Source organism: uncultured Tateyamaria sp., from assembly GCF_947496075.1.
Classification (GTDB): domain Bacteria; phylum Pseudomonadota; class Alphaproteobacteria; order Rhodobacterales; family Rhodobacteraceae; genus Tateyamaria.
On the sequence record NZ_CANMBJ010000002.1, the window covers coordinates 387,164 to 411,091 of the forward strand.

General features: G+C 57.8%; 22 protein-coding genes and 1 pseudogene. 10 read left to right on the forward strand and 13 right to left on the reverse strand.

Going from position 1 to position 23,928, the window contains the following annotated elements:
• Positions 1-36: 36 nt before the first annotated feature.
• From Q1A51_RS05760 to Q1A51_RS05780, 5 genes are all read left to right on the forward strand, one after another.
• Entirely contained in the window at positions 37-726 is a 690-nt protein-coding gene (locus Q1A51_RS05760) for a GntR family transcriptional regulator (RefSeq protein WP_299598894.1), read from the forward strand.
• A 292-nt stretch (positions 727-1,018) separates the two neighbouring features.
• The gene (locus Q1A51_RS05765) at positions 1,019-1,993 is read left to right on the forward strand and encodes a polysaccharide deacetylase family protein (protein ID WP_299671197.1); all 975 of its coding nucleotides are present in this window, start codon (positions 1,019-1,021) and stop codon (positions 1,991-1,993) included.
• A gap of 188 nt (positions 1,994-2,181) precedes the next feature.
• Entirely contained in the window at positions 2,182-2,709 is a 528-nt protein-coding gene (locus Q1A51_RS05770; protein WP_299598888.1) for a DUF4440 domain-containing protein, read from the forward strand.
• A 102-nt stretch (positions 2,710-2,811) separates the two neighbouring features.
• Complete coding sequence (gene blaOXA, locus Q1A51_RS05775; protein ID WP_299599675.1) at positions 2,812-3,606, forward strand: class D beta-lactamase; 795 nt, start codon at positions 2,812-2,814, stop codon at positions 3,604-3,606.
• Between the two features lie 75 nt (positions 3,607-3,681).
• Positions 3,682-3,882: a hypothetical protein gene (locus Q1A51_RS05780; RefSeq protein ID WP_299598885.1), complete on the forward strand. Its 201-nt coding sequence runs from the start codon at positions 3,682-3,684 to the stop codon at positions 3,880-3,882.
• Positions 3,883-4,079: 197 nt separating this feature from the next.
• On the opposite strand, the gene Q1A51_RS05785 is transcribed toward Q1A51_RS05780, so the two are convergent.
• Both Q1A51_RS05785 and Q1A51_RS05790 read right to left on the reverse strand, forming a co-directional pair.
• Positions 4,080-4,625, reverse strand: a complete 546-nt coding sequence (locus tag Q1A51_RS05785; RefSeq protein ID WP_299598882.1) for a dihydrofolate reductase family protein — start codon at positions 4,623-4,625, stop codon at positions 4,080-4,082.
• 78 nt (positions 4,626-4,703) lie between these two features.
• A complete protein-coding gene (locus tag Q1A51_RS05790; protein ID WP_299598879.1) occupies positions 4,704-5,771 on the reverse strand; it encodes an NAD(P)-dependent alcohol dehydrogenase in 1,068 nt (355 codons plus the stop codon).
• A 114-nt stretch (positions 5,772-5,885) separates the two neighbouring features.
• Here Q1A51_RS05790 and Q1A51_RS05795 point away from each other — a divergent pair, with 114 nt between their 5' ends.
• The gene (locus tag Q1A51_RS05795; RefSeq protein ID WP_299598876.1) at positions 5,886-6,782 is read left to right on the forward strand and encodes a LysR family transcriptional regulator; all 897 of its coding nucleotides are present in this window, start codon (positions 5,886-5,888) and stop codon (positions 6,780-6,782) included.
• Between the two features lie 106 nt (positions 6,783-6,888).
• On the opposite strand, the gene Q1A51_RS05800 is transcribed toward Q1A51_RS05795, so the two are convergent.
• The gene (locus Q1A51_RS05800) at positions 6,889-7,737 is read right to left on the reverse strand and encodes a LytTR family DNA-binding domain-containing protein (RefSeq protein WP_299202343.1); all 849 of its coding nucleotides are present in this window, start codon (positions 7,735-7,737) and stop codon (positions 6,889-6,891) included.
• Positions 7,738-7,983: 246 nt separating this feature from the next.
• On the opposite strand from Q1A51_RS05800, the gene Q1A51_RS05805 reads away from it, so the two are divergent.
• The 4 genes from Q1A51_RS05805 (at position 7,984) to Q1A51_RS05820 (ending at position 14,864) form a co-directional block, all read left to right on the forward strand.
• On the forward strand, positions 7,984-8,775 hold the full coding sequence (locus Q1A51_RS05805; protein ID WP_299598872.1) for a MipA/OmpV family protein: 792 nt from the start codon (positions 7,984-7,986) through the stop codon (positions 8,773-8,775).
• 76 nt (positions 8,776-8,851) lie between these two features.
• Complete coding sequence (locus Q1A51_RS05810) at positions 8,852-10,129, forward strand: fumarylacetoacetate hydrolase family protein (RefSeq protein ID WP_299598869.1); 1,278 nt, start codon at positions 8,852-8,854, stop codon at positions 10,127-10,129.
• Positions 10,130-11,261: 1,132 nt separating this feature from the next.
• Positions 11,262-12,650 carry a hypothetical protein gene (locus Q1A51_RS05815; protein ID WP_299598866.1) on the forward strand — a complete coding sequence of 463 codons (1,389 nt, stop codon included), beginning with the start codon at positions 11,262-11,264 and terminating at the stop codon, positions 12,648-12,650.
• Positions 12,651-12,863: 213 nt separating this feature from the next.
• Positions 12,864-14,864, forward strand: a complete 2,001-nt coding sequence (locus Q1A51_RS05820; protein WP_299598863.1) for a DEAD/DEAH box helicase — start codon at positions 12,864-12,866, stop codon at positions 14,862-14,864.
• Between the two features lie 192 nt (positions 14,865-15,056).
• Here the strand turns inward: Q1A51_RS05820 and Q1A51_RS05825 are convergent.
• From Q1A51_RS05825 to Q1A51_RS05870, 10 genes and pseudogenes are all read right to left on the reverse strand, one after another.
• A pseudogene (locus Q1A51_RS05825) lies at positions 15,057-15,249 on the reverse strand (integrase); the annotation flags it as partial.
• 623 nt (positions 15,250-15,872) lie between these two features.
• Positions 15,873-16,319 (reverse strand): D-aminoacyl-tRNA deacylase, encoded by a 447-nt coding sequence (dtd, locus tag Q1A51_RS05830; protein ID WP_299598859.1) that lies wholly within the window; start codon positions 16,317-16,319, stop codon positions 15,873-15,875.
• Positions 16,316-16,987: a nitroreductase gene (locus tag Q1A51_RS05835; protein WP_299598856.1), complete on the reverse strand. Its 672-nt coding sequence runs from the start codon at positions 16,985-16,987 to the stop codon at positions 16,316-16,318. The genes dtd and Q1A51_RS05835 overlap by 4 nt, the downstream gene beginning before the upstream one ends.
• Positions 16,984-18,105 carry a TFIIB-type zinc finger domain-containing protein gene (locus Q1A51_RS05840; protein ID WP_299598853.1) on the reverse strand — a complete coding sequence of 374 codons (1,122 nt, stop codon included), beginning with the start codon at positions 18,103-18,105 and terminating at the stop codon, positions 16,984-16,986. Before Q1A51_RS05840 ends, Q1A51_RS05835 begins: the two co-directional genes overlap by 4 nt.
• Positions 18,102-18,521 carry a hypothetical protein gene (locus tag Q1A51_RS05845; protein ID WP_299598850.1) on the reverse strand — a complete coding sequence of 140 codons (420 nt, stop codon included), beginning with the start codon at positions 18,519-18,521 and terminating at the stop codon, positions 18,102-18,104. Before Q1A51_RS05845 ends, Q1A51_RS05840 begins: the two co-directional genes overlap by 4 nt.
• A gap of 160 nt (positions 18,522-18,681) precedes the next feature.
• The gene (locus Q1A51_RS05850; protein WP_299598847.1) at positions 18,682-20,058 is read right to left on the reverse strand and encodes an FGGY-family carbohydrate kinase; all 1,377 of its coding nucleotides are present in this window, start codon (positions 20,056-20,058) and stop codon (positions 18,682-18,684) included.
• The gene (rhaM, locus tag Q1A51_RS05855; RefSeq protein ID WP_299598844.1) at positions 20,055-20,369 is read right to left on the reverse strand and encodes an L-rhamnose mutarotase; all 315 of its coding nucleotides are present in this window, start codon (positions 20,367-20,369) and stop codon (positions 20,055-20,057) included. Before rhaM ends, Q1A51_RS05850 begins: the two co-directional genes overlap by 4 nt.
• Positions 20,370-21,353, reverse strand: a complete 984-nt coding sequence (locus tag Q1A51_RS05860; protein ID WP_299598841.1) for an ABC transporter permease — start codon at positions 21,351-21,353, stop codon at positions 20,370-20,372.
• Positions 21,350-22,333, reverse strand: coding sequence for an ABC transporter permease (locus Q1A51_RS05865; RefSeq protein ID WP_299598837.1), 984 nt, complete (start codon positions 22,331-22,333; stop codon positions 21,350-21,352). Before Q1A51_RS05865 ends, Q1A51_RS05860 begins: the two co-directional genes overlap by 4 nt.
• Positions 22,327-23,877 carry a sugar ABC transporter ATP-binding protein gene (locus Q1A51_RS05870; protein ID WP_299598834.1) on the reverse strand — a complete coding sequence of 517 codons (1,551 nt, stop codon included), beginning with the start codon at positions 23,875-23,877 and terminating at the stop codon, positions 22,327-22,329. Before Q1A51_RS05870 ends, Q1A51_RS05865 begins: the two co-directional genes overlap by 7 nt.
• Positions 23,878-23,928 lie beyond the last annotated feature (51 nt).

Consider the following 23,928-nt stretch of genomic DNA (forward strand, 5'->3'; position numbering starts at 1 on the left):
TCGTGCAAGGCTGCGAAATGACTTAGTGAGCGGATCATGGCCAAAACAAGCACACGCAATGGAGCGCGCACGCTCCAGATCGCAGAGGAACTCAGGCAAAGCATTGTCCGTGGCGAGTTGGCGCCCGGTACGGTCCTTAGACAGGAAGACCTGGCCAAGAGGTTTGAAACAAGCAGAACGCCGATCCGGGACAGCCTGCGTCTGCTGGAACGGCAGGGCCTTGTCTCTGTGCCCACGAACAAGGGCGCGGAGGTCACCCTACTGAACGCAGATGATTTTGCGGAGATTTCGGAGATGCGGGCGCTCGCCGAACCTTTGGCACTGCGGCACGCCATTCCCAACCTTACGAACCGGCACCTTGAGGTGGCAGAGAGAATTCAGGCCAAAGCGGAGACGGCCTCGGTCGAGACATTTTCGGACCTGAACAAGGCATTTCACGCCAGCCTTGTTGCGCCATGCAACCGGCCCCGGCTGCTGGCGCATCTTGCCAGCCTTAGTGATCTCAACGAGCGTTACTTGTCGTATGCCGTGACGACATTGGATTACGTTGCGCGGTCCCATGACGAGCATCGCGAGCTCTTGCAAGCATGTTTTGCGCGCAATGCAGATCAAGCCTGTTCGCTGTTGGAACAGCACATCAACGACGCGAAAAACTCGCTACTGGCTCGGATGCAAGACGCGCGGGCGGTCATCCATGACGGGGGCTATGACATCTGCCCATCCTGATTCTCGAAGGGCGCGTCGCAACAGTTTGTCCGGAAGATGGGGTGGTCGCCACCGGCCTGGCGACAAACTGCCCATCCCGTGCCGGGCATGTCACGACAATTGCAGACACTTCACGCCTTTGATGTTCTCTCTGCGCGTCCTCTAGCGATAGCTTGCGTCATTATACCTCGCGTCTCCGGCCTCCAGTCGTCCATGTGCGAAAAACACGGACGCCTGCGTCCCGAGACACATCACCCAAAATGGAGCCGTGTCATTGTTGATCGCATTTCGAAGATATTTCGCCAGCCCGTCGTTGGTTATCCGCCCGATCGCCGCCGCGCTGGTCTTATTCAGCACCACACCGCAGCCGCTCTTGTCAAAAGATGTAGCTGAGACGCCTCTACCTCAACGCGAGATTGCGCTGAGCTTTGATGATGCACCACGAGGCGACGGCCAGTTGCTGGACGGGCGTACAAGAACCGTCATGCTCATCCAGGCGCTGGAGAGAGCGGGTGTCGAGGGAGCGGGGTTTTTCGTTCTGACGGGGCAAATTGCTGAGACCGACGGCGGATCAGAACGTATCGCAGCCTATCAAGCGGCGGGCCATGTGCTAGCCAATCACACGCACACACATCCGTCCCTCAACAGGACGGAGGCCGACGCATTCCTGGCGGATGTCGACTTGGCCGCGGAGGTGCTGTCGGAGTTCGGTGGTTCTATTGACCTGTTCCGCTTTCCCTATCTGCGCGAAGGTGACACGACGGAAAAACACGTAGCAGTGCGCGACGGGCTTGCGGACAGGGGGCTACGGAATGCCTATGTGACCGTTGATAACTATGACTGGTATCTGCAGGCCTTGGTCGACGAGGCGGTCAGCGCAGGGCACCCGCTGGATCGCGCGGCTCTGGGACAGCTCTACGTGGATGTCCTTGTTGATGCCGTCGAGTTCTACGATGCTGTCGCAAAGCGCGTTCTGGGTCGATCGCCACGGCACATTCTTCTCCTACATGAAAACGATCTGGCAGCGCTTTTTGTCGATGACCTCGTGATCCGCCTAAGGGAATTGGGTTGGACCATCATTTCCGTGGACGACGCTTACGAGGACGACATTGCAAATCAGCAGCCCGACACGCTGTTCCACAACCAGGGGCGGGTGGCTGCTTTGGCCCATGCGGCCGGGGTTCAGCCCAAAGAACTGATTAATGTCACCGAAGACGAAAGCTATTTGCGGGCGCTGTTTGAAGATCACGGACTTCTACCCAAGCCAGACAGCCCCGGGAGCGATTAGGTCACCGCACCAAAGAGCGCGTACCGCCCCGCCCGCGGTGACCGTTCGCGACATGAGATGACATTTGGCGCCCCTCGGGCTTTCGCAACTCGCATTGGGCGGGTTAGTCGCCAGCATCGATAGATTTCCGCCTCACGGATCAGTGCCTTTGCGCGCACCCTCAAAGGGTCAATAGAAGCCTGCTCAACATGAAACCCATCGCCCTCGCTGCAGCTATTGCCTGCGCCATCCCGTTTGTCGGTCAAGATACATCGCTTGCACAGGATCGGCATGAGGTCCCGCCGTTTCGGACATATGGTGCGGTGTCGGATCAGGCCCATGCGGACAGTATCGTCCAGTTCCTTGCGGCGTTCAGGACCGCTTGGGCTGGTCAGGATATCGATGCGCTCACCAGGCTGCATGCCTCCGATACTGAGTGGACCAACGCTTATGCGCGCATTTTTCAGGGACGCGCGCCTCTCATGAATTTCCTGCGCGACAGTCTCTTTCCAACCTTCGGGTCAGAGGTTTCCCAAACCGAGATGCAGACGCTGAAACCCATTTCCATCCGCTATCTCGGCGAATACGCAGCGGTCTTGCATCTCTATGCCGATAGCAGGCGCGGCGCATCGCGCAATCCGGGCGAAGATCTGCGTCGCACGCATATTCACCTCGTACTCAACCTCGACAGGCAGGGTTGGCAGATCGTTCATACCGCCATCATGGATGCACGATGACATCAGGATAGCCGTCGTCCTCGCAAGATACCGTCACAGCGATCCAACGAATTAACTATGTCAGAAAAAGGAGAGATTGATATGCGATTACAGGTATTGGCCATGGTCATTCTGGTCTTCCAGGCTGCCAGCGCCGCTGCGTCAGAGGTGATAGAAGAACGCGACGATTGGGCAGCCTTCTTTTCGGATGCAGGTGTCACCGGAACCATTGCCGTCATTGACGAGCGGGAGGAAGGAGCTGTTTTTGTTCACAATGCAGACCGCGCGAAGCAGCAATTCTTACCGGCGTCGACCTTTAAGATCGCCCATACGCTCTTTGCTCTGGATGCCGGTGTCATCGAGGATGAGTTTCAGACTTTTCCCTGGGATGGCATAGAGCGGTGGTATGACGCGTGGAATGCCGATCAAGATCTGAGGTCTGCGATGCGGCATTCCGCCCTGTGGCTATATCAGGAATTTGCCAGAGACATCGGAGCAGAACAGGAGCGCAAATACCTACAGCGCGCGGCGTATGGCAATGCAACCATCGGCAGCAAGGTGGATGAATTCTGGATCGATGACACGCTGCGTATCTCGGCCTTGGAGCAGGTGGCATTCCTGCGCAATCTTTACCACAACGAACTGCCGTTTTCGGTGGCTGATCAGCGTCTTGTTAAGGCTCTGATGATCAATGAGGCTGGTTTGAACTGGGTCCTGCGCGCCAAAACAGGTTGGGGTGTACGATCGAGTGGGAACCTCGGCTGGTGGGTCGGTTGGGTTGAAACGCCCAGAGGGGCGGTGTTCTTCGCGCTCAACATTGAAATGCCCCAGGGGGGTGACGACGCTTTCAAGCGCAAGGGCATCACACGGGCGATTTTGCAGGATCTTAATGCACTTGATCAGGAAAAAACAAATTGATGCGGGCATGGCTCCGATCATCAGGCCCGGCGTTTGGCCCAAGTAAACTGCTCAGGCCAGCTAAGGAAATGCACGATGAACAGTTGCGGCCCTAGGAAAGAGATATCCTACTACACACGCCTCGAAGTTGCCTTCGGGGCGTGTTTCGGCATCCTCGGCGGCGCTGCTTTCGGCGACGCCAGCACGTGGATCGCGCTTGGCCTCGGGTTGGGGTTGGTCATCGGCAATCGTTTCGGAGTTTGGAAGCAAAGGCGGTCAAGGGACGAGGGAGAATAACCATCTCGCGATGTGAACCGCATTCACTGCGGTCGACGTTGCTGTTTCGTCAAACCGCACGCCACGCATTTAAGATTGACCAAGGTCGAACGTCCTGTTTTGTCCGCGGCACGATCATTGCAGGCTTCGATTGAACTGTAACAATCAGCTCTTTGATCTCGGCCGTGTAGCCGATTGAAGCGCTCAAGCGCTATCCGTCATGTTCTGCGGTCTTGTATGCTGTAGGTCAGATCCACCAAACCGGACTGAAATTGCTTTGAACCCTCGAGAGTCAAATCGATATCGTGCAGGAGGTCGCCGAAAATTCGGATCCCTTCGCCAATCAAGATTGGGACGATCGTAATCTTCATGTCGCAAATGAGCCCCTCCTTGAGAAAGGATTGGATCACGGCGCCGCCATCGACGTAGGCACGTTTGAAATTCCGCGCGGACAAGGAGCTCATAAGTGTTTGGGGCGTATGGCTACTGATCTCGACCTTTTCTGCTAGTGGCGAGGGAATATCCCGCTGATCAAGTGTTTTGCTGAGCACGATGACCCGTTTTTCGTATGGCCACTGCTCAAAATCCAGAACGGTTCTGAACGAACCGCTGCCCATGACAATGACGTCGATACTTCTCTGAAACTCTGCAAAGCCGTGATCTTCTCCGTCAGTTTTCTGCTTCATCAACCAGTCGAGTGAATGGTCTTTGCGAGCCACAAAGCCGTCTAGGGTCATCGCCATCATTATGTGTCCGGTCGTCATGAGATCATGCTCCTTGATCATGTGATTGGGTCTCGACTATTTTCGTGAGCTTTGCTTCCTCAGGCTTCCCGGTTCGGCTCAAACTTCAGTTGGGTGTTTTGCAATGGTTTCTTTTTTGGCCGTGTTTGAACCAGCAACGTCAATGACAACCTTGCCGATATGCTGTTGAGCGTCGAGCCGCGAAAATGCGGCTCGCGCGTCCTCGAAATCAAATCGTTGCTTGTCCAGAACGGGGTGTAAGCCATTGCTGTCGAAGAAGGCCATTGTGTCTCTGAGCATGCGCGCGCTTCCAACATAAATGCCGTTCAACGTGACGGATTTGAAGATGATGCTTGTCGGATCTACCGCACCTTCGACGCCGGCAAGAACCCCGACTGCCGAGATACGCCCCCCGAAGGCAACTGCGTTTAGGGACCGTTGAAACGTCGGAGCGCCACCGACTTCGACAACGACATCCACACCCACCCCTCCCGTTAGTTCGAGCACTGCACGGTCCCAGTCTTTGACCTGTCTGTAGTTGATGACGTGATCCGCTCCGGTTTCTTTCAGAACGGTTTCCTTCATCTTGCTGCCGGTCAACGATACAACGGTGGCACCCATGGCTTTCGCGATTTGCAACGCAAACATCGAAACGCCGCCGGTGCCCATGGTCAATACAGTATCGCCCTGCTGCAATGCTGCCTTTTCAACCAACGCATTCCAGGCGGTTGCCCCGGCACATGGGAACGACGCTGCCTCGGCGAAGTTGAGAGTTGACGGGATTCTGACAACAGCATGCGCGGGCAGCCTGACAAATTCACTCAGCATGCCGGGGCGTTGGTGCCCAAGCGATCTCTCATCGCCATTTGGGTCTCCATCGCGCCAATCTGGAAAGAACGCTGCTACAACCCGTTCACCAATCTCCAGTCCGATTGCGCCAGGGCCTTTTGCAACGATACGCCCGGCGCCATCGGACAGCGGCACATGCTCGGCACCGCCGTTGTCGAGAGGCAGTACACCGCGCGCTAAGACAAGGTCTTTGTAGTTCAAAGTTGCGGCTTCGATCTTAACGATCACATCAGTTTCGTCTTTGGGAGCTGGAATGTCCCCATGCCGCATCGTCAGGTTTCTGATGCTACCGACCGGCGCAAGTGCGTAGTACCGCATGGCAAGGTTCCCTTCTCACTTTGCTGCTGCAGAAAAGTAGATCGGCGAACGTTGACAAAGAAGACGCGGGTTGTTCACTCAAAGGTATCGATTTGGTTGACAAAGGGGCTGGAAATGGCGCTGAAAACGAAAGTGTACCTTGCGCGTACCCTGATTGCTGCTGTCGAAGGTGGTAGCATCGCCAACGGGGCACGAGCGCTGAACATCACGCGAAGTGGGGCCAGCAAGAATATCGCCGCTCTGGAAAGCGCCTTGGGTGTAAAGCTCTTGAATAGAAACGCGCGCAACATGTCTTTGACCGAAGCGGGCGAGACGTATGTGCAGGGCGTCAAGTCCGCACTTGACCAGATCGAAAGCGCCGAAAGCGCGGTCTCGCAGTATCGCGCGGAACCGTCTGGCGTGTTGTCTATCGAGTCGACGATCCTGTTCGGGCGGCTTTATCTGGCCGAAATGGTGCGCAAGTACCTGCGCGCATATCCCAAGATGAGCGTTGATCTGCGTTTGAATGACAGCGCGCCGGACGTCACAACAGGCGAGGTTGATCTGTATTTTCGCACCGGACGGATCAAGCATCTGGACATGATCGCGATAAAACTGATGGATATATATTTTCGAACCGTGGCGTCACCTGAATACATCGAGATGTTTGGAGTACCTAACACGATCGCATCATTGGCAGATCACAACTGCCTCAACTTCCGGTTTCCATCTGATCACTCGATCTTTCAGTGGCGACACATGATGGAAAGCGAAGCCGTTTTTCAGAACTTCAACGGGAATTTCATCTCGACGGATGTTGCAGAAATTCACAGCGCCGCCCTGGCCGGAGAAGGTATCGCTCAGCTTCCCAATCAACTCGTGGATGAGGACATTCATTCGGGCAGACTTGTTGAGCTTTTCCCAAACGCGGCATTTGCCTCCAACGCGCTCCATATGTGCATTCCTTACAACCGCAAATCCGATCTGAAAGTGACAAGTTTCAGGGCGTTTGTAGCAGATCACAAGTTTTGAAAGGGTGTTTGTCGGATGTCCGCGGCAAACGCCTTGTTGTTTGATACCGCTCGCCGGAGTGATCCTTGATCCACGGTCACTCATCCTTTGTAAAGAGTGGTTCCCTCTATAGCATCTTCTTTAGATTTCCGTAGCGGCGCCTACTGACCGGGATTTCGGTGCCATCGTCGAGGGTGCAGACATAAGCGCTGCCAGAGCGACGAACTTTTCTGATGTGCTTGAACCTGACCCAATGCGACCGATGGCATTGTATCCCTCGGAAGGTACTGAGTGCGTTCACGCAATCAGCAAAGGCCAGTTTCAGTGTCGCAGTTCCTTGGGTGGTTGTGATGGTGACATAGTGATCCTGGGCTTCGGCCTGCATGATGTCATCACCCAGTTGGTGGGGAACAGAGGGCAAGACGCTGCGCAATGTGGGCTCGGGAAGATGTCGGGATCGCAGGACTTTCCGGTATCGCTCAGCAATGTCCGCTGCGCGATAGGCAAATATTGCGACCAGGGCGGAGAGTCCCAGAGACGGCGGAGCCAAAGCCACGAGTTCCGACAGGTAGAGGCGACCAGCACCAGCCGCCGTGATACCAGTAAAGCGCACACCTTCAAGCAGGGCCTCGGCAGCCAAGGAAAACGGCACGAGTAGAAATGGCAAAATGCAAACGGCAAGGATCAGTGGCCATGGCATCTTTGCACCCAACAGAACGCCGAGCGCCGTCGTACCTGCAAGCAAGCAAGCAGCCACAAAAAGATGGGTGAACCAATGCACCGCCGACAGCCAAAGCGGAAATTGTGCGGTTACAAGAGGATCAAGGCTTGTAATCACAAGCCCACCAATGGCTGAAAACGCCACGCAGTATTTGGTGAGCTGCCGCCACGAGGTGTCTTGCGAGCCGAAAAGCGTCAGCAACACTGCTGAAAGCTGGCGTACGTCCCTATCAATTTGGTTGTCGCTGTTTTGCATCGCACTTGGTTCTCATCTGGCGGTTCAATTCGCCCAACGTACGGAGTCGCCACGCAAGCTAGAATGGCAAATTCGCGAACGGTAACAAAACGACCGTTCGTGAATGGCTGCCGACCGCTGACGCATTTTTCGGCCGACTTCGAGAACTTGTTGTTCTCAAGCCCCTCCATCTTTCGCTGTTTGAGCGCGCGCCAATTGCTTGGACGTATCGCAAGACAAATCAAACACTAAGAAGAGGATGCTCCCATGTCGGGACCTTACAAAATTTCGCTGCCGTTTTACAGCGCGCTGGTGTTGGCAGCACTGTACGGGCAGCAGGTTTTTGCAGATGAAACTGGACGTGACCTGTCAGGTGTGATCGGTATCGGGTTAAGCTCGGCACCGGAGTTTTCTGGATCGGACGAAGACGAGACGAGCATCATTCCGATCATCGATCTGACCTGGCGTGACCGCTACTTTCTGAACGAACGTGGGCTTGGGTTCTATGCGCTCAGGAATTCGGGGCCACAGAATTTGTCGCTTGGCTTTTCCGTTGGCTACGATTTCAACGAACGATTGGCAGAGGACGACGCTCGCTTGACAGGTCTGCGGGATGTGGAAGCTGGCGCGTTCATATCGGCGCACATGGAATTCCAAGTGGGTGTTGCTGCTGTTGAACTGGAAATCAACCATGGGATCAGCAGCGACGGACATGAAGGAACCCGCGCCATCGTTGGAGCAGAGTTTGGCCGGACACTTGGAGAGCGCTTGCAGCTCTCGGCCAAACCGTTTCTGGTTTGGTCCGATTCATCATATGCCAGCGCATTTTATGGTGTCAGCGGGCAAGAGGCTGCGGCATCCTCATTTACCGCCTATGATGCCGGGTCGGGTTTTGAGCGCGTCGGGATTGAACTGCAAGCCTCCTATAGCCTGACATCCCGAACCGGGCTTTTTGTGAGTGTGGAGCACTCTCAACTGCTGGGCGACGCAAAGGACAGCCCGATTTCCTTCGACAACGCTCAGACAGGGATCTCGACCGGCGTTTTCTTTCGCTTTTGATCACTGGTTGGTGCGGCGGGTCAAACGGTCGCCGCATCCGACGCCAATTATTCCATGACATACATCGAGGTTCGACATGAGACCTGTTCTGTACATCCCTGTTTTGGCAGCTCTAATCCCGATCGCGCTTGTCTTCGGCATCCAGGACGACCCTGAGCGCACCAACCCTATCTCGGCGGAAGCAGAGATGTTGAAGCCCGCCATTTTGCCCGTGACCCAAGGCTTTACACTTGCGCTTACACAAGACGAGGCAGGGAGGCCCGCTCCGCTTTTGGTCACGAGCCTGTCCGGAGCAGAGATTTCCGCGATTGATCTGACCGAGCACGGTGCAGAAAACACCAAAGATCTACTTGGTGCGATGCGGGACGTTGGAGAGCGGCAGCTCGCAATCCTGTTTCGTCAGGCGCAAGAACCCAATAACGCCGATCTGACAAAATCCTATGGGTTCGACGGGCTTTTGTCTGTTGCCGGTTCCGAGAACCGGCATGTGGCGTCAGGCACCAATTTTGTAGAGCACGCGGAGGAAACCCAAAGCCAATCCGTCTTTAACTTTCCAAAGTTCGGCCAACCGACCCCGCCAGTCACGGAAGTGACACACGCCTCCGGAGTGCTGCTCGATTACGAGGTTGAGCTGTGCATGCTATTCGACCGCAGCATTGCCACCATTGATGACTTTGACGAGGCGGAAAAGGGTCTGTTTCTTTGCGGTGATTTTACCGATCGCGCGGTGTTGTCCCGGATGATCGACGTCGACAACTTCGATTCAGGTTCGGGGTTCAGCGATGCCAAAAGCGGGCCTGATTTCTTTCCCACCGGCGGCTTTCTGGTGGTGCCCAATGATTGGAAAAGCTTTGTCGACAACGAACGGATCGTCACCTTCCGCAACGGTCAACTACGTCAGGATGCACGCGGAGGCGAAATGATCCTCGACTTTCGTCAACTGACCGAACGGGTGCTGGCAGATGCGACGTCGACCCGGTTCGTCTATCAGGGACGCGCTAATACTCTGATAGAGGATCGCAGGATAGCCCGGGGTCAGGTTTTGATGTCAGGTACACCCGAAGGAGTTATTTTCATGCCTCCGAGCTGGCGGCAGATGACCCGGGGGATCATTCGATACCTTTGGTCCGGTGCGTTTCTGAACGGAACTTCAGGATACGAAGGTGTGGTCAATTCCTTTATTCGCGATGAGTTGGAATCCAAGAGGTTTCTCCAACCTGACGAGCAGATCACCTATGTGTCCGCCTCTATGGGCACTGTAAGTGTTACAGTCGTTGGGGAGGATGGCGACGCCACAGGATTGCAAACCGCGTCCTCACTACCAGTTGAGATCGAGTGGAACGACCCCAGCTGACAATCGTAGCGTGCCGGTCGAACGAGCAGTTTCATTTGAGGTGCAAGCAGTGGCGAAAGTCTTGATCCTGACTTTCGGAACCTGAGGTAATGTCCAACCCTACGTCGCCATCGGAAGCAGTTTGGAGACCAGAGGACACGATGCGACGCTGTCAGCCGGCGTAGGGTTTTGTGATCTGCTTAGCGCGCATGAGTTTGTCTCGAAACCTTTGTCCATCCGTGTTCGCGATTTGATGGATACGCTTGAAGTGCAGTCCGCGCTTGTCCATTGGCTTTGCAGACTCAAAGCCATGTGCAGCATGAAGGGAGGGTTGAACAGGCAACTCAGTAAGATGTGGTAGGTCACACAAGAGGTTCAATCAGATCTGGTCATTTACCTCTCGGTGTGCCGCAACTTGCTTAGGCGACCGGTGCCACTGCAGTCCCGAGCTTTCTGCAGCTGACCTTTGTTGTAACGCGGGATTCCCAGCCATTCTGGTTCCAACATTTCCGCTTGGTTCAACGGGAAACAAGTTGGTTGTTCTCGCAATTGCAACGCTAGCGCGGGTCAATCTGACCTTTTTCTTGTATGGCTGTTTGGCACTGCCAGCTTCATTTGCTTACTATGGTAGCGACTGGCATCCCCGCTAAGAACAACGCAGCAGTGCCAATTTCAGAATTCGTTGCCTGCCGATACAAAGCACTTGGATTTTCTGAGTTTGCAGCAGATTTCGACGATCATCTCTACTCAGCAACACAGTCTTGGCCAGAAGCGCGGAGGCTTCAAGTATCGCGCCGGTTTTGACCAACGCGTGCCACCCACTTTGCTACAGATGCGCCTCTTTTTTTGCGCCAGCAACACGTTGTTTTTCTGCAGAATGGGCGGAAAGCAGTCATTCGCTTCGGCGGCAATGACGCAAGCAACCGCTGACCAATGTGTATCCTTATCACACTGGCCCATTGATTGGTTGGCACGCCAGCTTCAGATTTAGGGGGACTTCCAGCAGCGGCATACATTCCTGCAATTGGCAATGTCCATTGCTCCACTTTTAAACATGCAATTCAACTTCAGATTGACGTGCTGTCCGCCAGTGTGATCCACGTATCCAAGATGTCTTTAACAGGCTTCTTTGTTAACAAGTTCCGAGGATATTATGTCGAGTATCACAATCACCCTTACAGATAACTCTGGCCTGACCGCGCCAACCGGCACTGTTTATGTCGCTGGCTGGATCAATGGCGGCAGCGCAGATTTCAAGGTTCTGGGCAGCGACGGCACATTCGCTCCGCTCACGTCCGGTGCCACGACACTATCGTTTTACGAAGTTTCCAGTATCCCTTCCGTTGTGTTGACTGACAGCACCAACGGCAATGATCGGCTATTGTTCACAGCCTGCCCAAACGCTCCGGCCGCGCTGGACCTCATCGCTAACAGCAGTGGCGTCTATGACGACGTCATGATGTACACGCAGTACCCCTATCTTCCGGCACCCGGCGTCGCCCCCGGGGGTCCGTATGACGTGTTCGAATTCGGAATGAACGCAGCCTTTGACCTTTCGTCTGTAAATGGCTTTGGGTTGAACTTGCGCTTCTCCGTACCTGCGAATGGCAACAACCCGGCACAAAGCTATGGCGCACAAAGCGGTGTAACTCGCAAACAGATGGGAGAGGCATTCGCCGCATTTCTTGCCAATCAATCCGGCATTCCGGGGGCTTCTGCGTTTTCCGATCTGCTGTACGATGGCGCGATGCCAAACAGCACATACACACCGCCCATGATGGACAGCCAATTCTTTGCCATTGCAGATCCCAACGATTTTCTGGCAGCGAGCACCGGGAACTATGTTAATTCCACCACAAGCGGCTTGCAAACTTATTGGACCTCTACGCTGCAAGCCTTCTTTGCCGCAGGGAACACACTGGCCATCAGCGTCCCGGTCGCCGGCGATCCCGGCAATATCTACTCTGGCTCCTGCGTCACCCACACCAACCCGCACACAAACACAGAGATGTTGGCCTACAAACTGACCAATTCCAAAGGTGACAAGACATACTACTTCTACAACCCGCTGGGCGCCGAGCCTATCAATTCCCCCAATGACCTTCAGGGCGCGCAGTACGTGTTCCAACAGGCCTTCACCGATACGCTGACGCCCGGCATCATCGGCGAAAGCGAAGCGATGCTGGTTCAGGATACGATTTGGGAAGCCATCTGTCGCGGCGTCGTTATGAATGGCACATATGCCGACGCCTTCCTTACAGAGGACGCGCAATTCAGCACCACGGCCTGGAATAATCCTACCACGTGGTATGGCGATTCTGCCCCCAGTCACCTTTATGCAAAATTCCTTCATTGCAGTGACGTGAACGGTGACGATCATCGGACGAAGGGCACAGAACCCATCATGCTGGGCGGTGCAGCCTATGGCTTTTCCATGGATGAAGCCCCGATGGGTACATATTCCGGTCCACAGGTGCCATCAAAGACCACATACAATATCAGCTCTGGCACGGTCGCGTTGACCGTCGGGGCATGGACCTAGCTGTCCCGAAATCCAGATGACTTGTCTCCGGCCCGACAAAATGGGCCGGAGACGTACGACATCGGCACGTGGCGTCAATCCATCGCAATCGGGTCCGCGCGTCTATACAATGGAACGGACACCCGATAAGGGGCGGTCTTTAACCTTGGCTGATGCACCGCCTGCAATACCGCAGCACTCACATCGCCGGGCCGAGACAAAGAAAACGCCGCCGTGAAACAAACCATCGCCGACGCGCTGGCCCGCAAGGGTTACGACACGCTTACCCCGGTCCAGCAGGCCGTCACAGAACCTGAATTGGCTGGTCGCGACCTTTTGGTTTCGGCGCAAACCGGTTCGGGAAAAACCATCGGGTTTGGTCTTGCCATTGCGCCTGAACTGCTGGGGCCAGAGGACACATTCGGGCCATCTGGCGCGCCGGTGGCCTTGGTGATTGCCCCGACGCGGGAACTTGCACTGCAGGTGAAACGGGAGCTTGGTTGGCTCTACGCAGACGCAGGCGCCTTCCTGACATCCTGTGTTGGCGGCATGGACATGCGTGACGAAAGACGCGCATTGGCGCGGGGTGCACATATCGTTGTGGCGACACCGGGGCGGTTGCGCGATCATATCATGCGTGGCTCCATTGATTTGTCTGCCATCCGCGCCGTGGTTCTGGACGAGGCCGACGAGATGTTGGACCTCGGGTTTCGCGAGGATCTGGAATTCATTCTGGATGAGACACCGGCAGAGCGCCAAACCCTCCTGTTTTCGGCCACCGTGCCGCGCGCGATTGCCAACCTCGCAACACGCTATCAACGGGACGCGGAACGGATCAGCACCGTTGGCGAACGGACCCAACACGCCGACATTGAATACCGCGCAATGATGGTAGCCCCGCGTGATGGCGAAAACGCGATCATAAACGTCCTGCGCTATTATGAGGCACCAAATGCGATCGTGTTTTGCAACACGAGGGCCATGGTGGCACGTCTGACGGCACGTCTGTCCAACCGCGGGTTTTTAGTTGTCGCCCTATCCGGAGAGTTGAGCCAGGGCGAACGCTCGAACGCCTTGCAAGCCATGCGCGACGGACGCGCCCGGGTGTGCGTCGCCACTGATGTCGCCGCGCGCGGGATCGACCTGCCAAACCTTGATCTGGTGGTCCACGCAGAGCTGCCCAAGACTCACGAAACCCTTCTGCACCGTTCTGGCCGGACAGGACGTGCGGGGCGCAAGGGGGTCAGTGCACTGGTCGTGGTGCCTTCCTCGCGGAAGAAAGCAGAGCGTATTTTGAAGCTTGCCAAGCTGACCGCGGATTGGGGCACCGCCCCGTCTGCCGAAGAGGTCACTGAGCGCGACATGGCACGCATGTTTGCCGCTGATGACTGGCACGCAGAGATTGCGGACAGCGAACGTACATCAGTCGATCAACTGGTCGAAAAGTTCACACCCGAACAGATCGCGGCGGCTTACTTGCGCCAGTACAAAACACGCCACTCCGCCCCCGAAGAGCTGGGAGATGTGAAAGCTGAGGCACCGAAACCGCGCGCTGCCTTTGGCCCCAGCATCTGGTTCTCGGTCTCTGAAGGGCGCAATCAAAACGCATCGCCGCGGCATTTGCTGCCCATGCTGTGCAAGGCGGGCGACATCACCAAGGACGACATCGGCGCAATCCGCATTGCCGATGATGTGTCTTATGTCGAAATCCGGGACAGCAGTGTTGCGGGCTTCTTGGCGGCCATTGGCCCCGACATGAAAATCGAAGGTTCCAAGGACGTTGTACGCCTGGATGGCGCACCGGACCTGCCCACCTTTGAACGGCCAAAATCCAACCGCTCGTTCAAGAACAAACCACGACCTGCCGAAAACGACGCTGCGCCAGTAGATTGGAATGACGCGCCAACGCCGCGCCGTCGGAAACCCAAGCCCGAAGATCGCAAGCCTGCAAAACCGGCGAACCAGCAAACCAAGGCTGACGGTTCAAACACCTCGGCTCACGGACCGGCACGGCGACGTGGACCCACAGCGGCAACCGACAATGCAGCAACTGACCCTGGCAAGAAAACCCGTGGCGACAAACGCAAAGATAGCGGTGCCAAATCACGGGGCGATGCACCAAAAGGGCCTCCTCCTCCGAAGGGCAAGCCCAGCAGCAAGAAGAACCGGGCACGCGCCACAGCGGCGAAAGCATCAAAAGGAGGGAATGCTGTTCCGAAACGGCGGGCAAAGTAAGCAAGGCGTGGGTACTGTTAAGCGGTTGCTAAGACATCCTTTGCCGGCATTTGGGTTGCAATACGCTCCGTATCGGCCATCGAAGTTACAAATGTGGGCCTTCTCTTCTCGATCAATAGCAAGGACACGCATCAGGTAACGTCACACCAAGCTCAGCACCGAGATACCGGACCATGCTGTCCATTCTTGTATGACCAAATCACTGGCTCGGAGCTTGCTGTCGATTGCCACTTTGAACAGCGCCAGATCGCGATGATTGTCGGCTAGCTCAAGTCGAACCCGAATTGTCCACGTGTGCTTCGGATTCAGCGGTCGTGTCTGGCCGATGATCCTTGTTCAAAGCTGGGCCGAGCGCATGAATGGCAGATAAGTTTGATGTTTCCACAACTAATCCTGCAATCCGCCATGGGCTCCCGCAACCAAACCCCGGTGTTGCTGGTCAATCGTATCGCAGGATGCCGCAGAGGCATTGCGTTTCGACGCAGATACCTTCGACTTGGTTGTGAGTTATCTCAGCCTTCTGGACATCTAGGGCATCGAAACCGCGCTCGACGAGGTTGTCCGTGTCTTACGCCTTAGTGGGCAGTTTCAGATTGCAAACCTGACAGGTTTCGCAACCGCCGGTGACATCAAGGGTGGTGGTTGACGCATCTTGCCTGACGGCAGCCGTGAATTCGTCATGCACCGCTTTTTAGAGCCTCACTCTTTAGTCGTAGAGTGGAAAGGTATCGCCGTCACTAACTGGCATCGGCCGCTGTCCTTCTACATGACCCAGCTATTGGAGCGAGGCATGACGCTCAGATACTTCGATGAGCCAGCAGTTCTGCAACCGGCGGACCCAAAGGAAGCCGCCTACAACAACGCTCCCTGCCAACTGATCATGGAATGGCAGAACCCCCATTGGAACTAGGAGATATTGCCTTGCCGCAATTGCGAATTCTGCCGGAGCAGACCTTCGAGTGAACGCGGTGAAATAGCGCTCTGTCCCGCACCGCGGACGATTTCAAGCTAACCAGCCTTAGTGTCCAGCCAAATTGTCACGGGCCCGTCATTTGTTAAACCCACGGACATATCTGCGCCGAACTGCCCCGTTTCCGTTTCGACCCCAAGGTCACGCAGCGCGTGGGCAAATTGCAGGTAGAGCGTTTCCGCCTCATCCGGTTTCGCCGCGCCCGAGAACCCGGGGCGGTTGCCGCGTGACGTGTCGGCGGCCAGCGTGAACTGGCTGACCACAAGGGCACTGCCCCCTGATTGGAGGATCGACAGGTTCATCTTGCCTGCCTCGTCCTTGAACAGGCGTAGTTTGGACACTTTGGCCGCAAGCGCCTTGGCCGTGTCATAGGTGTCGCCCGGCATCGCGCAGACAAGGATCAGGAGACCTGGGCCGCACCTGCCAACCGTTTCGCCGTCCACGGTGACGGAGGCTTCGGACACACGTTGCAGAAGCGCCCTCATTCCTTCCACTCCATGACGTCAGCCACGTCCGCACGGTCTGTGCGGAAGCTGTTGGCCGGGTGGTTCTGATCGGCATAGCCGAAGGAGATGGCGCAGAGGATCTGGCGATCTTCGGGAATGTCGAAATGGCTGCGGACAAAGGGGGCCTGTGCGGCAATCGCCGCTTGCGGGATCGTGGCAATGCCCAAGGCCTGCGCGGCAAGGCAAAAGGCTGTGACGAAGCCGCCCGTGTCCATGGCGCCATAGGGGCCGAGCACCTTGGGGCTGGTCACAATGGCGACATGCGGCGCGCCGAACAGCCGGTAGTTTTCCATCATCTGTTTGGTAGAGGCGGCGCGGTCCCCCTTTTCGATCCCGACCGCATCATAAAGCTGGAAGCCACAGGCGCGGCGGCGGTCGCCATAGATGTTCGGGTATCCTTCGGGCCACGGCATGTCGGGGGCCGGGGCGGTTGTGCTGGCGGTTGCATAGAGCGCATCGCGGAACCGGTCTGTTTCGGCGCCTGACGTGACGATCAGCTGCCAGGGTTGCGCGTTGCACCAGCTTGGCACCTTTTGCGCGGCAGAGATGATCCGGGCAACTGTGTCTTGCGGGACAGGGTCCATCAGAAAGCCGCGGCACGAAAAGCGGTCCGACAGAATGTCGTTCAGGGTGTCGTATTGGGTCATTGTTGAAGAGCCACAATTGCGCCGATGGCTGCGGCCACGATCAGGCCCACGATCACCGCGACGGCGATCTTGCCCGCGGACCATGGCCTTTCACCCTGCACGCGCCCCGTGCGCCCGTTGACGACGAAGCGGTAGGTTTCGCCGCGGTACTTGTACGCGGCGAGCCAGACGGGCAGCAGGATATGCTTAAAGGTCACGGCTCCCAGTTTCGTGTCGATGGAATGGATGCGTTGGCGGTCGCCCCCAATGTCAAACTTCACATCCCGGGCGATCACCCGGTCCATCCGCGCGAGTGCCTCTTCAAACCCTTCTTCCAACTCAATGGCGTAGCCTTCCGCGCGGAACCCGGCCAGGAATTCGGGCGCATAGGGTTCAAGCGCGCTCAGGTCCCATGGCTCAAGCGCGTCGGTGAACCGTTTGGGCAGCGATTTGGACGCCAGCACAAGCACGTCGTCGAAGAAGCGGGCAACCTTGCCCCGTGTGCGCCGCCAGCGCACCTTGGTCACGCGCACCTGTTGGCGCTTGCCGTCCCGCATCACGGTTTTGGTCTCGTGATAGACGGTGCCGCGTTCGCCTGTATAGGCGCTGCGCGTGTCGGCGTCGAAGGTCCAGTAGGGCACGTAGATGCCCTGCATCGCGCGGCCCTTGCGGGCATAGTTCTGCAGCCCGTTCGGGGCAAACCACAGCCCACCCAGCCAGTCGGTCATGGCCTTGCGCGCCTGCGCTTCGGTCATGGCAAAGGGCAGAACGCCGCGTGGTTTGATATGCCGGTGTGCGCCGGTGTCCGTCACCACCGGCGTGGCGCAGAACGGGCATTCGGTGGCGTGGATGTCGGCGTTGAATTCGACCTGTGCCGCGCAGTTGGGGCATTTCGAGACGCGCGTTTCCTCAATCTCTGCCGCGGGCAGGTCGGCGTTCAGGGCGGCACGGTAGTCCAGTTCGGCAATGGGCGCGATTGTTCGGGGGGCGTTGCTGTCCATATGTGCAGTGTTGCCGCAATGGTCGCAGACCAGCTGCCCCGCGCCGGGATCAAAGCGGAAGTCCGCGCCGCAATTGTCACAGGGAAAGCGGTGGTCGGCGAGTCCGGCGGGGCCGCCCAGGTCGTGAAGATCGGTCATAGCAGTTTGTGCATTGAAGTTGGTGTCATCCGGCGCAAGGCCCCATCGCCAAGCGCCGTGTGCCGCCAGAGGTGAAAGATGGCGTGCAGGGCAGAGGCCGACATGAGGTAGAAATAGAGGTTGGGCAGGGATGGACCTGACCATGTGCCGCCCAGTTGCGACCACGCGGTGAGCGCAGCCACGACGCCAAGGGCGGCGTACATGGCGCGGCTGAGCCATGGATGTGCGCGGCGCAGGGCCCCTTCGAGTTTTGGGCCTGGACCGTTCATCACTCCCTGCGCCACGGCCAGCAGGCACATGGCCAGACCGGACAGGGCAAAGGCCCATGCCACGACGGGGATTGGCCCGCCCGCCACCAGCAGGATCAGCAGCACCAAGGTGAGCCAGTGAAGCGCAATCGTGGCCTTTCGGCGCATGTCTGTTCCTTCAAGTGGAACGGTGCGTGGGCTGCGCCATCGACCGTTCGGTGTTTCACGGCCAGCGTAATGCTGCCGGATCAGGAACGCTACATGCAAGCGGCGTTCTCTCCGTGAAAGTTGATGTGGGGTCTTTGGGCGTGGGGCCTGTGTTCCGGACCTAGTGCCCGCCGACTAGGTCGGACCATCTGCGCCCGTAGGCAGCGTGGTCTTTGGAGGCGGAAATGGTTGGTTCTTCCTGCAACGCTTCGGTCGGGCTGTCCGTCATGCGGGCCAGCAAGGCCGCCCCTTCGCTAGTGCCGGTGATGCTGGTCATGGCTTGCACGGTCGTTCCGGTCGCCGAGGTCAGCATTTTCAGGTAGCTTGTGTTTCTTGCGAACGGTCCTTCCACGAACACCGGCCCTTGGTGTCCGGTCAGTGTCAGGCAGTGGGAGGTGATCAGTGCCAGGTAGAAGCTGACACAGGCGCTGCGCAGGCCTGTTCCGGGCGCAGGCTCTGTGCCGACCCAGCGGGCCGACATGCCCTGGAACGGGCCGGTGTCGGAGACGATGGCAGGCAGCAGCATGGGGCCTTCGTTGAGTGCGGTCGCGATGTCTGTGTCATCCGGCTCAACGCTGTTGCCTTGCATCAGGATGTCGTGTTCGCGCCCCCCCATGAACCGGGCCGACGGCACAGGGTCACCAAGGGCGTTCACGTTGACCAGCGTGTCCTTGGTGGGGTCGAGTGTGACCGTGTCCCCGCCGATGGTCATGCAGATCACCCATGTACCGGTTGACACAACGTTGAACGGTGGGGTGCGTGCCACCAGATGTGCAAGAAGCGAGGCGTTGGAATCGTGGATGCCGCAATAGACTGGGGTGTCTTGCGGCAGGTCGGTCCGTTGTGCGATGGAAGGCAGAATGGGCCCAAGCACCGCGTTTGGTTTGCGGGTGGGGGCGAGCTGCCGTTCGATCCCAAGCCTTGCGACCAGGGATGATGGCTGTCCTTTGAACGGGTTCCATAGGTCGGTGTGGCACCCAAGTGACGTGACATCCGTTGCGGCAATGCCTGTCAGCCGATAGCCCCAATACTGTGGATAGGTCACGATGTGGCGTGTCCTTGCCTTCAGTCCGGGATCTGTATCGAACTGCCAGAACAGTTGTGCGCCGATGTTCAGACCACCGCTGAGCCTTGGGGTGCCGGTTTCTGCGAAGGGGGGACGAATTGCATTATACGCCTCGTTCAGGGCGTCCGGGCCGGTATGTTCGTAGTCGAGGATCGGGGCAGCGAGCCCGCCGTCCTGTCCGATCAGGGCGATGGACGCGCCGTGGGTCGTTATCGAAATCGCGTCAACGCGGTGCGTCGCGTGAAACCGGGCAAGCGCGTCCAGCAGGAAACCCCAATGTCCGTCCACGTCGAAATGCGGCCAGGGCGGTCCGGGGATCACCGTGTTTGGGCGGGTGACCACGGCCAGTTCTGTCAATGTGTCCAGATCGACAAGGGCCAGCTTAGCGTTGGTCTTGCCGATGTCGATGACGGCGACGTGGGTGCGGGTCATGGCATATGAAACATGGGCGTCAGGGGCACTGCGACCGGCGCGTTGTCGGGATGGGTGTCCATGATATCGGCCATATGCGCCCACCATCGTTGCATGATGTCATGGGTAGGCAGGGCATCCATTCGGTGATCATCCCTGCGCCAGAGCACGCCGAAAAGGCAGTTCGTTTCTTCATCCAGATGGATCGAATAATCCGAGATGCCTGCCTGTTTCAGCAGGGTGACAAGTTCCGGCCAGATCTCGTCATGTCGCTTGATGTATTCATCCCGACAACCGGTGTTCAGGCGCATTCTGAAGGCGTATTTCTCCATTCACCCTCTCCATGTCTGCCAGAGCCGTGGCAGCGCGATGACCGAGATCAGGAGCGCGCCGATCACGATGGACATCACGATACCCGGCACGTTCAGCAGACCCAGACCAAAGGTCACCAATCCCATGACAAAGGCTGCGATCACCACGCCGAGGATGGAACCTGAACCGCCAAGGATGCTGACGCCGCCCAAGACCACCATGGTGACAATCTCAAGCTCCCACCCGAAGGCGATGGAGGGACGGGTCGAGCCAAGCCGGGAGGTCAGGCAGATTGCGGCGATGCCGGCCATCAGACCGGCCAGTAGGAACAGGATGAATTTCACGCGGGCCACGCGAATACCGGAAAACAGCGCGCCGGTTGGGTTGTTGCCGATGGCATAGACGGCCCGCCCGAAATTCGTCTTGTGCAGCAGGATGGCGTGGATCACGGCGAGGATGGCGAACAGCACAAATTCAAAAGAGATCACCCAGAACACGTAGCCCTGCCCGAAAAAGGCAAAATCGGGTGGATAGCCGCGATAGGCCTGATCGCCCAACATGATATAGCTGATGCCGCGAAACAGGCTCATCGTGCCGATGGTCACAACGATGGAGGGCAGGCCCATCACCGTCACTAGGAAACCGTTGAAGGCCCCGCAGATCAGCCCGACCCCCAGCCCGATCAGCACAAGACCCGGCGTATCCACCCCGAACTGCACGGCCGCTCCCATGGCGGTCGAGGCGAGCGCGATGATGGATGCAACGCTCAGATCAATCTCGCCCGAGATGATCAGCAGCGCCATGGCAAGGGCGATCATCGCCTTTTCGGTGAAGTTGAAGGTCGCGTCGCTGAGGTTCCAGGCGTTGAGGAAATAGGGGGAGGCAAAGCTGTTGGCGATGAACACCGCGACGGCCACAAGGATCAGCAGGCTTTCCCAGCTTTTCAGGTGCCGTTCGAGCGGCGATTGCAGCCGGTCCGGTATGAAACGTGTTCTGTCGGTCATGTGGCGTGTTCGGCGCGTTTCAGGATGATGCGCCCCTTTTCCCGGTTGGCCTGCGCATTGAGCGCCACCGCGATGATGATCGCGCCACCCGAGATGGCGAGCTGCCAGAAGGGCGAGATATCAACGACGGGCAGCGCGTTCTTGATGACCCCGAGGAACAGTGCCCCCAGCATGGCCCCCATCACGGTGCCGATCCCGCCCATAATTGCAACGCCACCGATCACGCAGGCGGCGACAACGTCCAGTTCAAATCCGCCTGCAAGATCGACATAGGCCACCGCGTAGCGGGACACCCAGAGATAGCCGGTCAGCCCGGCAAGAGCGCCCGAGATGGTGAAGGCCCAGAACTGCGTCCGCCCAACGTCGATGCCTGCATAGGTCGCGGCATGGGGATTGCCCCCAGCGGCATGGAATGCCCGGCCCAGCGTCGTGCGTGCCATCACAATCGAAAACAGGAGAACGGCGAGGATGGCGATCCAGCTCATGGTCGGCAGGCCGAGGAATGTGGCGCGGGTGAAGGCTTTGAACCCGTCGCCGATCTCGTGACTGTTCACCCATTTCCCGTCGGAAATCACGAAGATCAGACCACGGAAAATCGTCATTGTCCCCAGCGTGACGACGATGGGTGGAATGGCGAGTTTCCAGACAAGGATGCCGTTCACCATGCCCAAGACTGCCCCCAGTGAAATGGCGATGGTGATGATGATCGGGACGGGCAGGCCGGGCATGGCCACGTTGAGCATGGCCACAAACATCCCCGTCAAAGCCAGATTGGCCGCTACGCTGAGGTCGATGCATTTTGTCAGGATGACGATCATTTGCCCGATGGCCAGCAGGATCAGCGGGGATGTGTCGTTGAACACGTTGCCCAGGTTCTGCGGTGTCACGAAGGCGGGGAACCGTGTGGAGATGACCGCGAGCAACAGAAGGATGGCCCCGGCCAAGAGCGCTTCGCGCGACATGAGTAGACGTTTCAGCATGGCGGCGCCTCTTTGATCCCGGCCGCGTGGCGCACCAGCGTTTCGGGGGTCATATCATCGGCGTCGAGCTCTGCGGCCATCCGACCCTCGCGCATGACGATCACGCGATCCGACATACCAAGGACTTCGGGGATTTCGGAACTGACCATGATGACGGCAAGCCCTTGAGCGGCCAGTTCAGCCATGAAGGCGTGCACCGCCGCCTTCGATCCGATGTCGATGCCCTTGGTCGGTTCGTCCAGAATGATGACCTTGGGCTGGGTGGCGAGCCATTTGGCGATCACGACCTTTTGCTGGTTGCCGCCCGACAGGTTGCCCACGGGCGTGTCGAGGGAGGCCGCGCGCAGGTCGAGCCGTTCGGTGTAGTCGCGCGCCAGTTTGAACTCTTCGGCAAGGCGCAGAAATCCGGAGTGGGATGTACGGCCCAAAGAGGGAAGGGTGACGTTCTGAAAAATGGGCAGCGCACCGATGGTGCCTTGCCTGCCGCGATCCTCGGGGACGTAGACGATGCCGTTTGCGACCGCATCAGCGGGTGAGCGGATGTCGATGGTCGTACCGTCGATTGTTGTAGTTCCGCCAGAGCGGCGGGTGATCCCGAACAGCGCCTGCATGAACTCGGACCGCCCGGCCCCGACAAGGCCGTAAAACCCAAGAATTTCACCGCGATGCAGGGTGAAGGTTATGTCAGCGAATTCAGTCGGGTGCGCGTATCCTTTGACCGCGAGAACCTCGTCTCCGATATTCGGTGTCCGGGTCGGGAAGATCTGGCTGACATCCCGGCCCACCATCATCTTGACCAGTTCGGCTTCGGTGACAGCGCTGATCATGCCGTCTCCAACCAGCTCACCGTCGCGGAAGACCGTGTAGCGATCTGCGATGCGGAAAATCTCATCGAATTTGTGGCTGATGAAGAGGATCGCCTTGCCCTGCGCCTTGAGCGTTTCGACAAGGGCGTAGAGTTCTTCGATCTCGTTCTGGCTAAGGGCGGCGGTGGGTTCGTCCATGATCACCACACGGGCGTCGATGGACAGGGCGCGTGCGATGGCCACAAGGTGCTTGTTGGCGATGCCCAGATCCTTGAGCTTGTGCGTCGGATCAATTGCAGCGCCGATGCCGCGCAGGATATCCGCCGCCTGATCCATCATGGCGGCGGTGTCGATCAGGCCGAACCGGCCGCGCGGCGCATGGCCGAGAAAGATGTTTTCGGCCACCGACAATTCGTCAAACAGGACAGTTTCCTGGTGGATGGCGGTGACGCCTGCCGCCCCGGCGGCCTGCGGTGTTGGAAAGGCGATGGCCGTGCCATCCAGCGTGATGCTGCCCCCATCGGGCTGATAGATGCCCGTCAGGATCTTGACCACCGTGGATTTGCCCGCGCCGTTTTCGCCAACGAGGGCCGTCACTTGCCCCGGATAGAGGCGCAACGATACGTCGGACAGGGCTTTGACACCGGGAAACAGCTTGGTCACGCCCTCAAGTGCGATGACCGGAATGGCGTTGCCCTTCGATGGACCGGAAAGATCGGTTTCTGATTGCATCAGCATCGGGTCTGGGGTCCGCCGGAAAATGCCCCGGCGCGATGCGTGCTGCACCGG

Excerpts from the sequence above, each read along its gene's own strand:
- Q1A51_RS05760 (WP_299598894.1), top strand. The coding sequence starts at position 37 with ATGGCCAAAACAAGCACACGCAATGGAGCGCGCACGCTCCAGATCGCA.
- Q1A51_RS05770 (WP_299598888.1), top strand. The coding sequence starts at position 2,182 with ATGAAACCCATCGCCCTCGCTGCAGCTATTGCCTGCGCCATCCCGTTT.
- blaOXA (WP_299599675.1), top strand. The coding sequence starts at position 2,812 with ATGGTCATTCTGGTCTTCCAGGCTGCCAGCGCCGCTGCGTCAGAGGTG.
- Q1A51_RS05780 (WP_299598885.1), top strand. The coding sequence starts at position 3,682 with ATGAACAGTTGCGGCCCTAGGAAAGAGATATCCTACTACACACGCCTC.
- Q1A51_RS05785 (WP_299598882.1), bottom strand. The coding sequence starts at position 4,625 with ATGACGACCGGACACATAATGATGGCGATGACCCTAGACGGCTTTGTG.
- Q1A51_RS05790 (WP_299598879.1), bottom strand. The coding sequence starts at position 5,771 with ATGCGGTACTACGCACTTGCGCCGGTCGGTAGCATCAGAAACCTGACG.
- Q1A51_RS05795 (WP_299598876.1), top strand. The coding sequence starts at position 5,886 with ATGGCGCTGAAAACGAAAGTGTACCTTGCGCGTACCCTGATTGCTGCT.
- Q1A51_RS05800 (WP_299202343.1), bottom strand. The coding sequence starts at position 7,737 with ATGCAAAACAGCGACAACCAAATTGATAGGGACGTACGCCAGCTTTCA.
- Q1A51_RS05805 (WP_299598872.1), top strand. The coding sequence starts at position 7,984 with ATGTCGGGACCTTACAAAATTTCGCTGCCGTTTTACAGCGCGCTGGTG.
- Q1A51_RS05810 (WP_299598869.1), top strand. The coding sequence starts at position 8,852 with ATGAGACCTGTTCTGTACATCCCTGTTTTGGCAGCTCTAATCCCGATC.
- Q1A51_RS05815 (WP_299598866.1), top strand. The coding sequence starts at position 11,262 with ATGTCGAGTATCACAATCACCCTTACAGATAACTCTGGCCTGACCGCG.
- dtd (WP_299598859.1), bottom strand. The coding sequence starts at position 16,319 with ATGAGGGCGCTTCTGCAACGTGTGTCCGAAGCCTCCGTCACCGTGGAC.
- Q1A51_RS05835 (WP_299598856.1), bottom strand. The coding sequence starts at position 16,987 with ATGACCCAATACGACACCCTGAACGACATTCTGTCGGACCGCTTTTCG.
- Q1A51_RS05840 (WP_299598853.1), bottom strand. The coding sequence starts at position 18,105 with ATGACCGATCTTCACGACCTGGGCGGCCCCGCCGGACTCGCCGACCAC.
- Q1A51_RS05845 (WP_299598850.1), bottom strand. The coding sequence starts at position 18,521 with ATGCGCCGAAAGGCCACGATTGCGCTTCACTGGCTCACCTTGGTGCTG.
- Q1A51_RS05850 (WP_299598847.1), bottom strand. The coding sequence starts at position 20,058 with ATGACCCGCACCCACGTCGCCGTCATCGACATCGGCAAGACCAACGCT.
- rhaM (WP_299598844.1), bottom strand. The coding sequence starts at position 20,369 with ATGGAGAAATACGCCTTCAGAATGCGCCTGAACACCGGTTGTCGGGAT.
- Q1A51_RS05860 (WP_299598841.1), bottom strand. The coding sequence starts at position 21,353 with ATGACCGACAGAACACGTTTCATACCGGACCGGCTGCAATCGCCGCTC.
- Q1A51_RS05865 (WP_299598837.1), bottom strand. The coding sequence starts at position 22,333 with ATGCTGAAACGTCTACTCATGTCGCGCGAAGCGCTCTTGGCCGGGGCC.
- Q1A51_RS05870 (WP_299598834.1), bottom strand. The coding sequence starts at position 23,877 with ATGCTGATGCAATCAGAAACCGATCTTTCCGGTCCATCGAAGGGCAAC.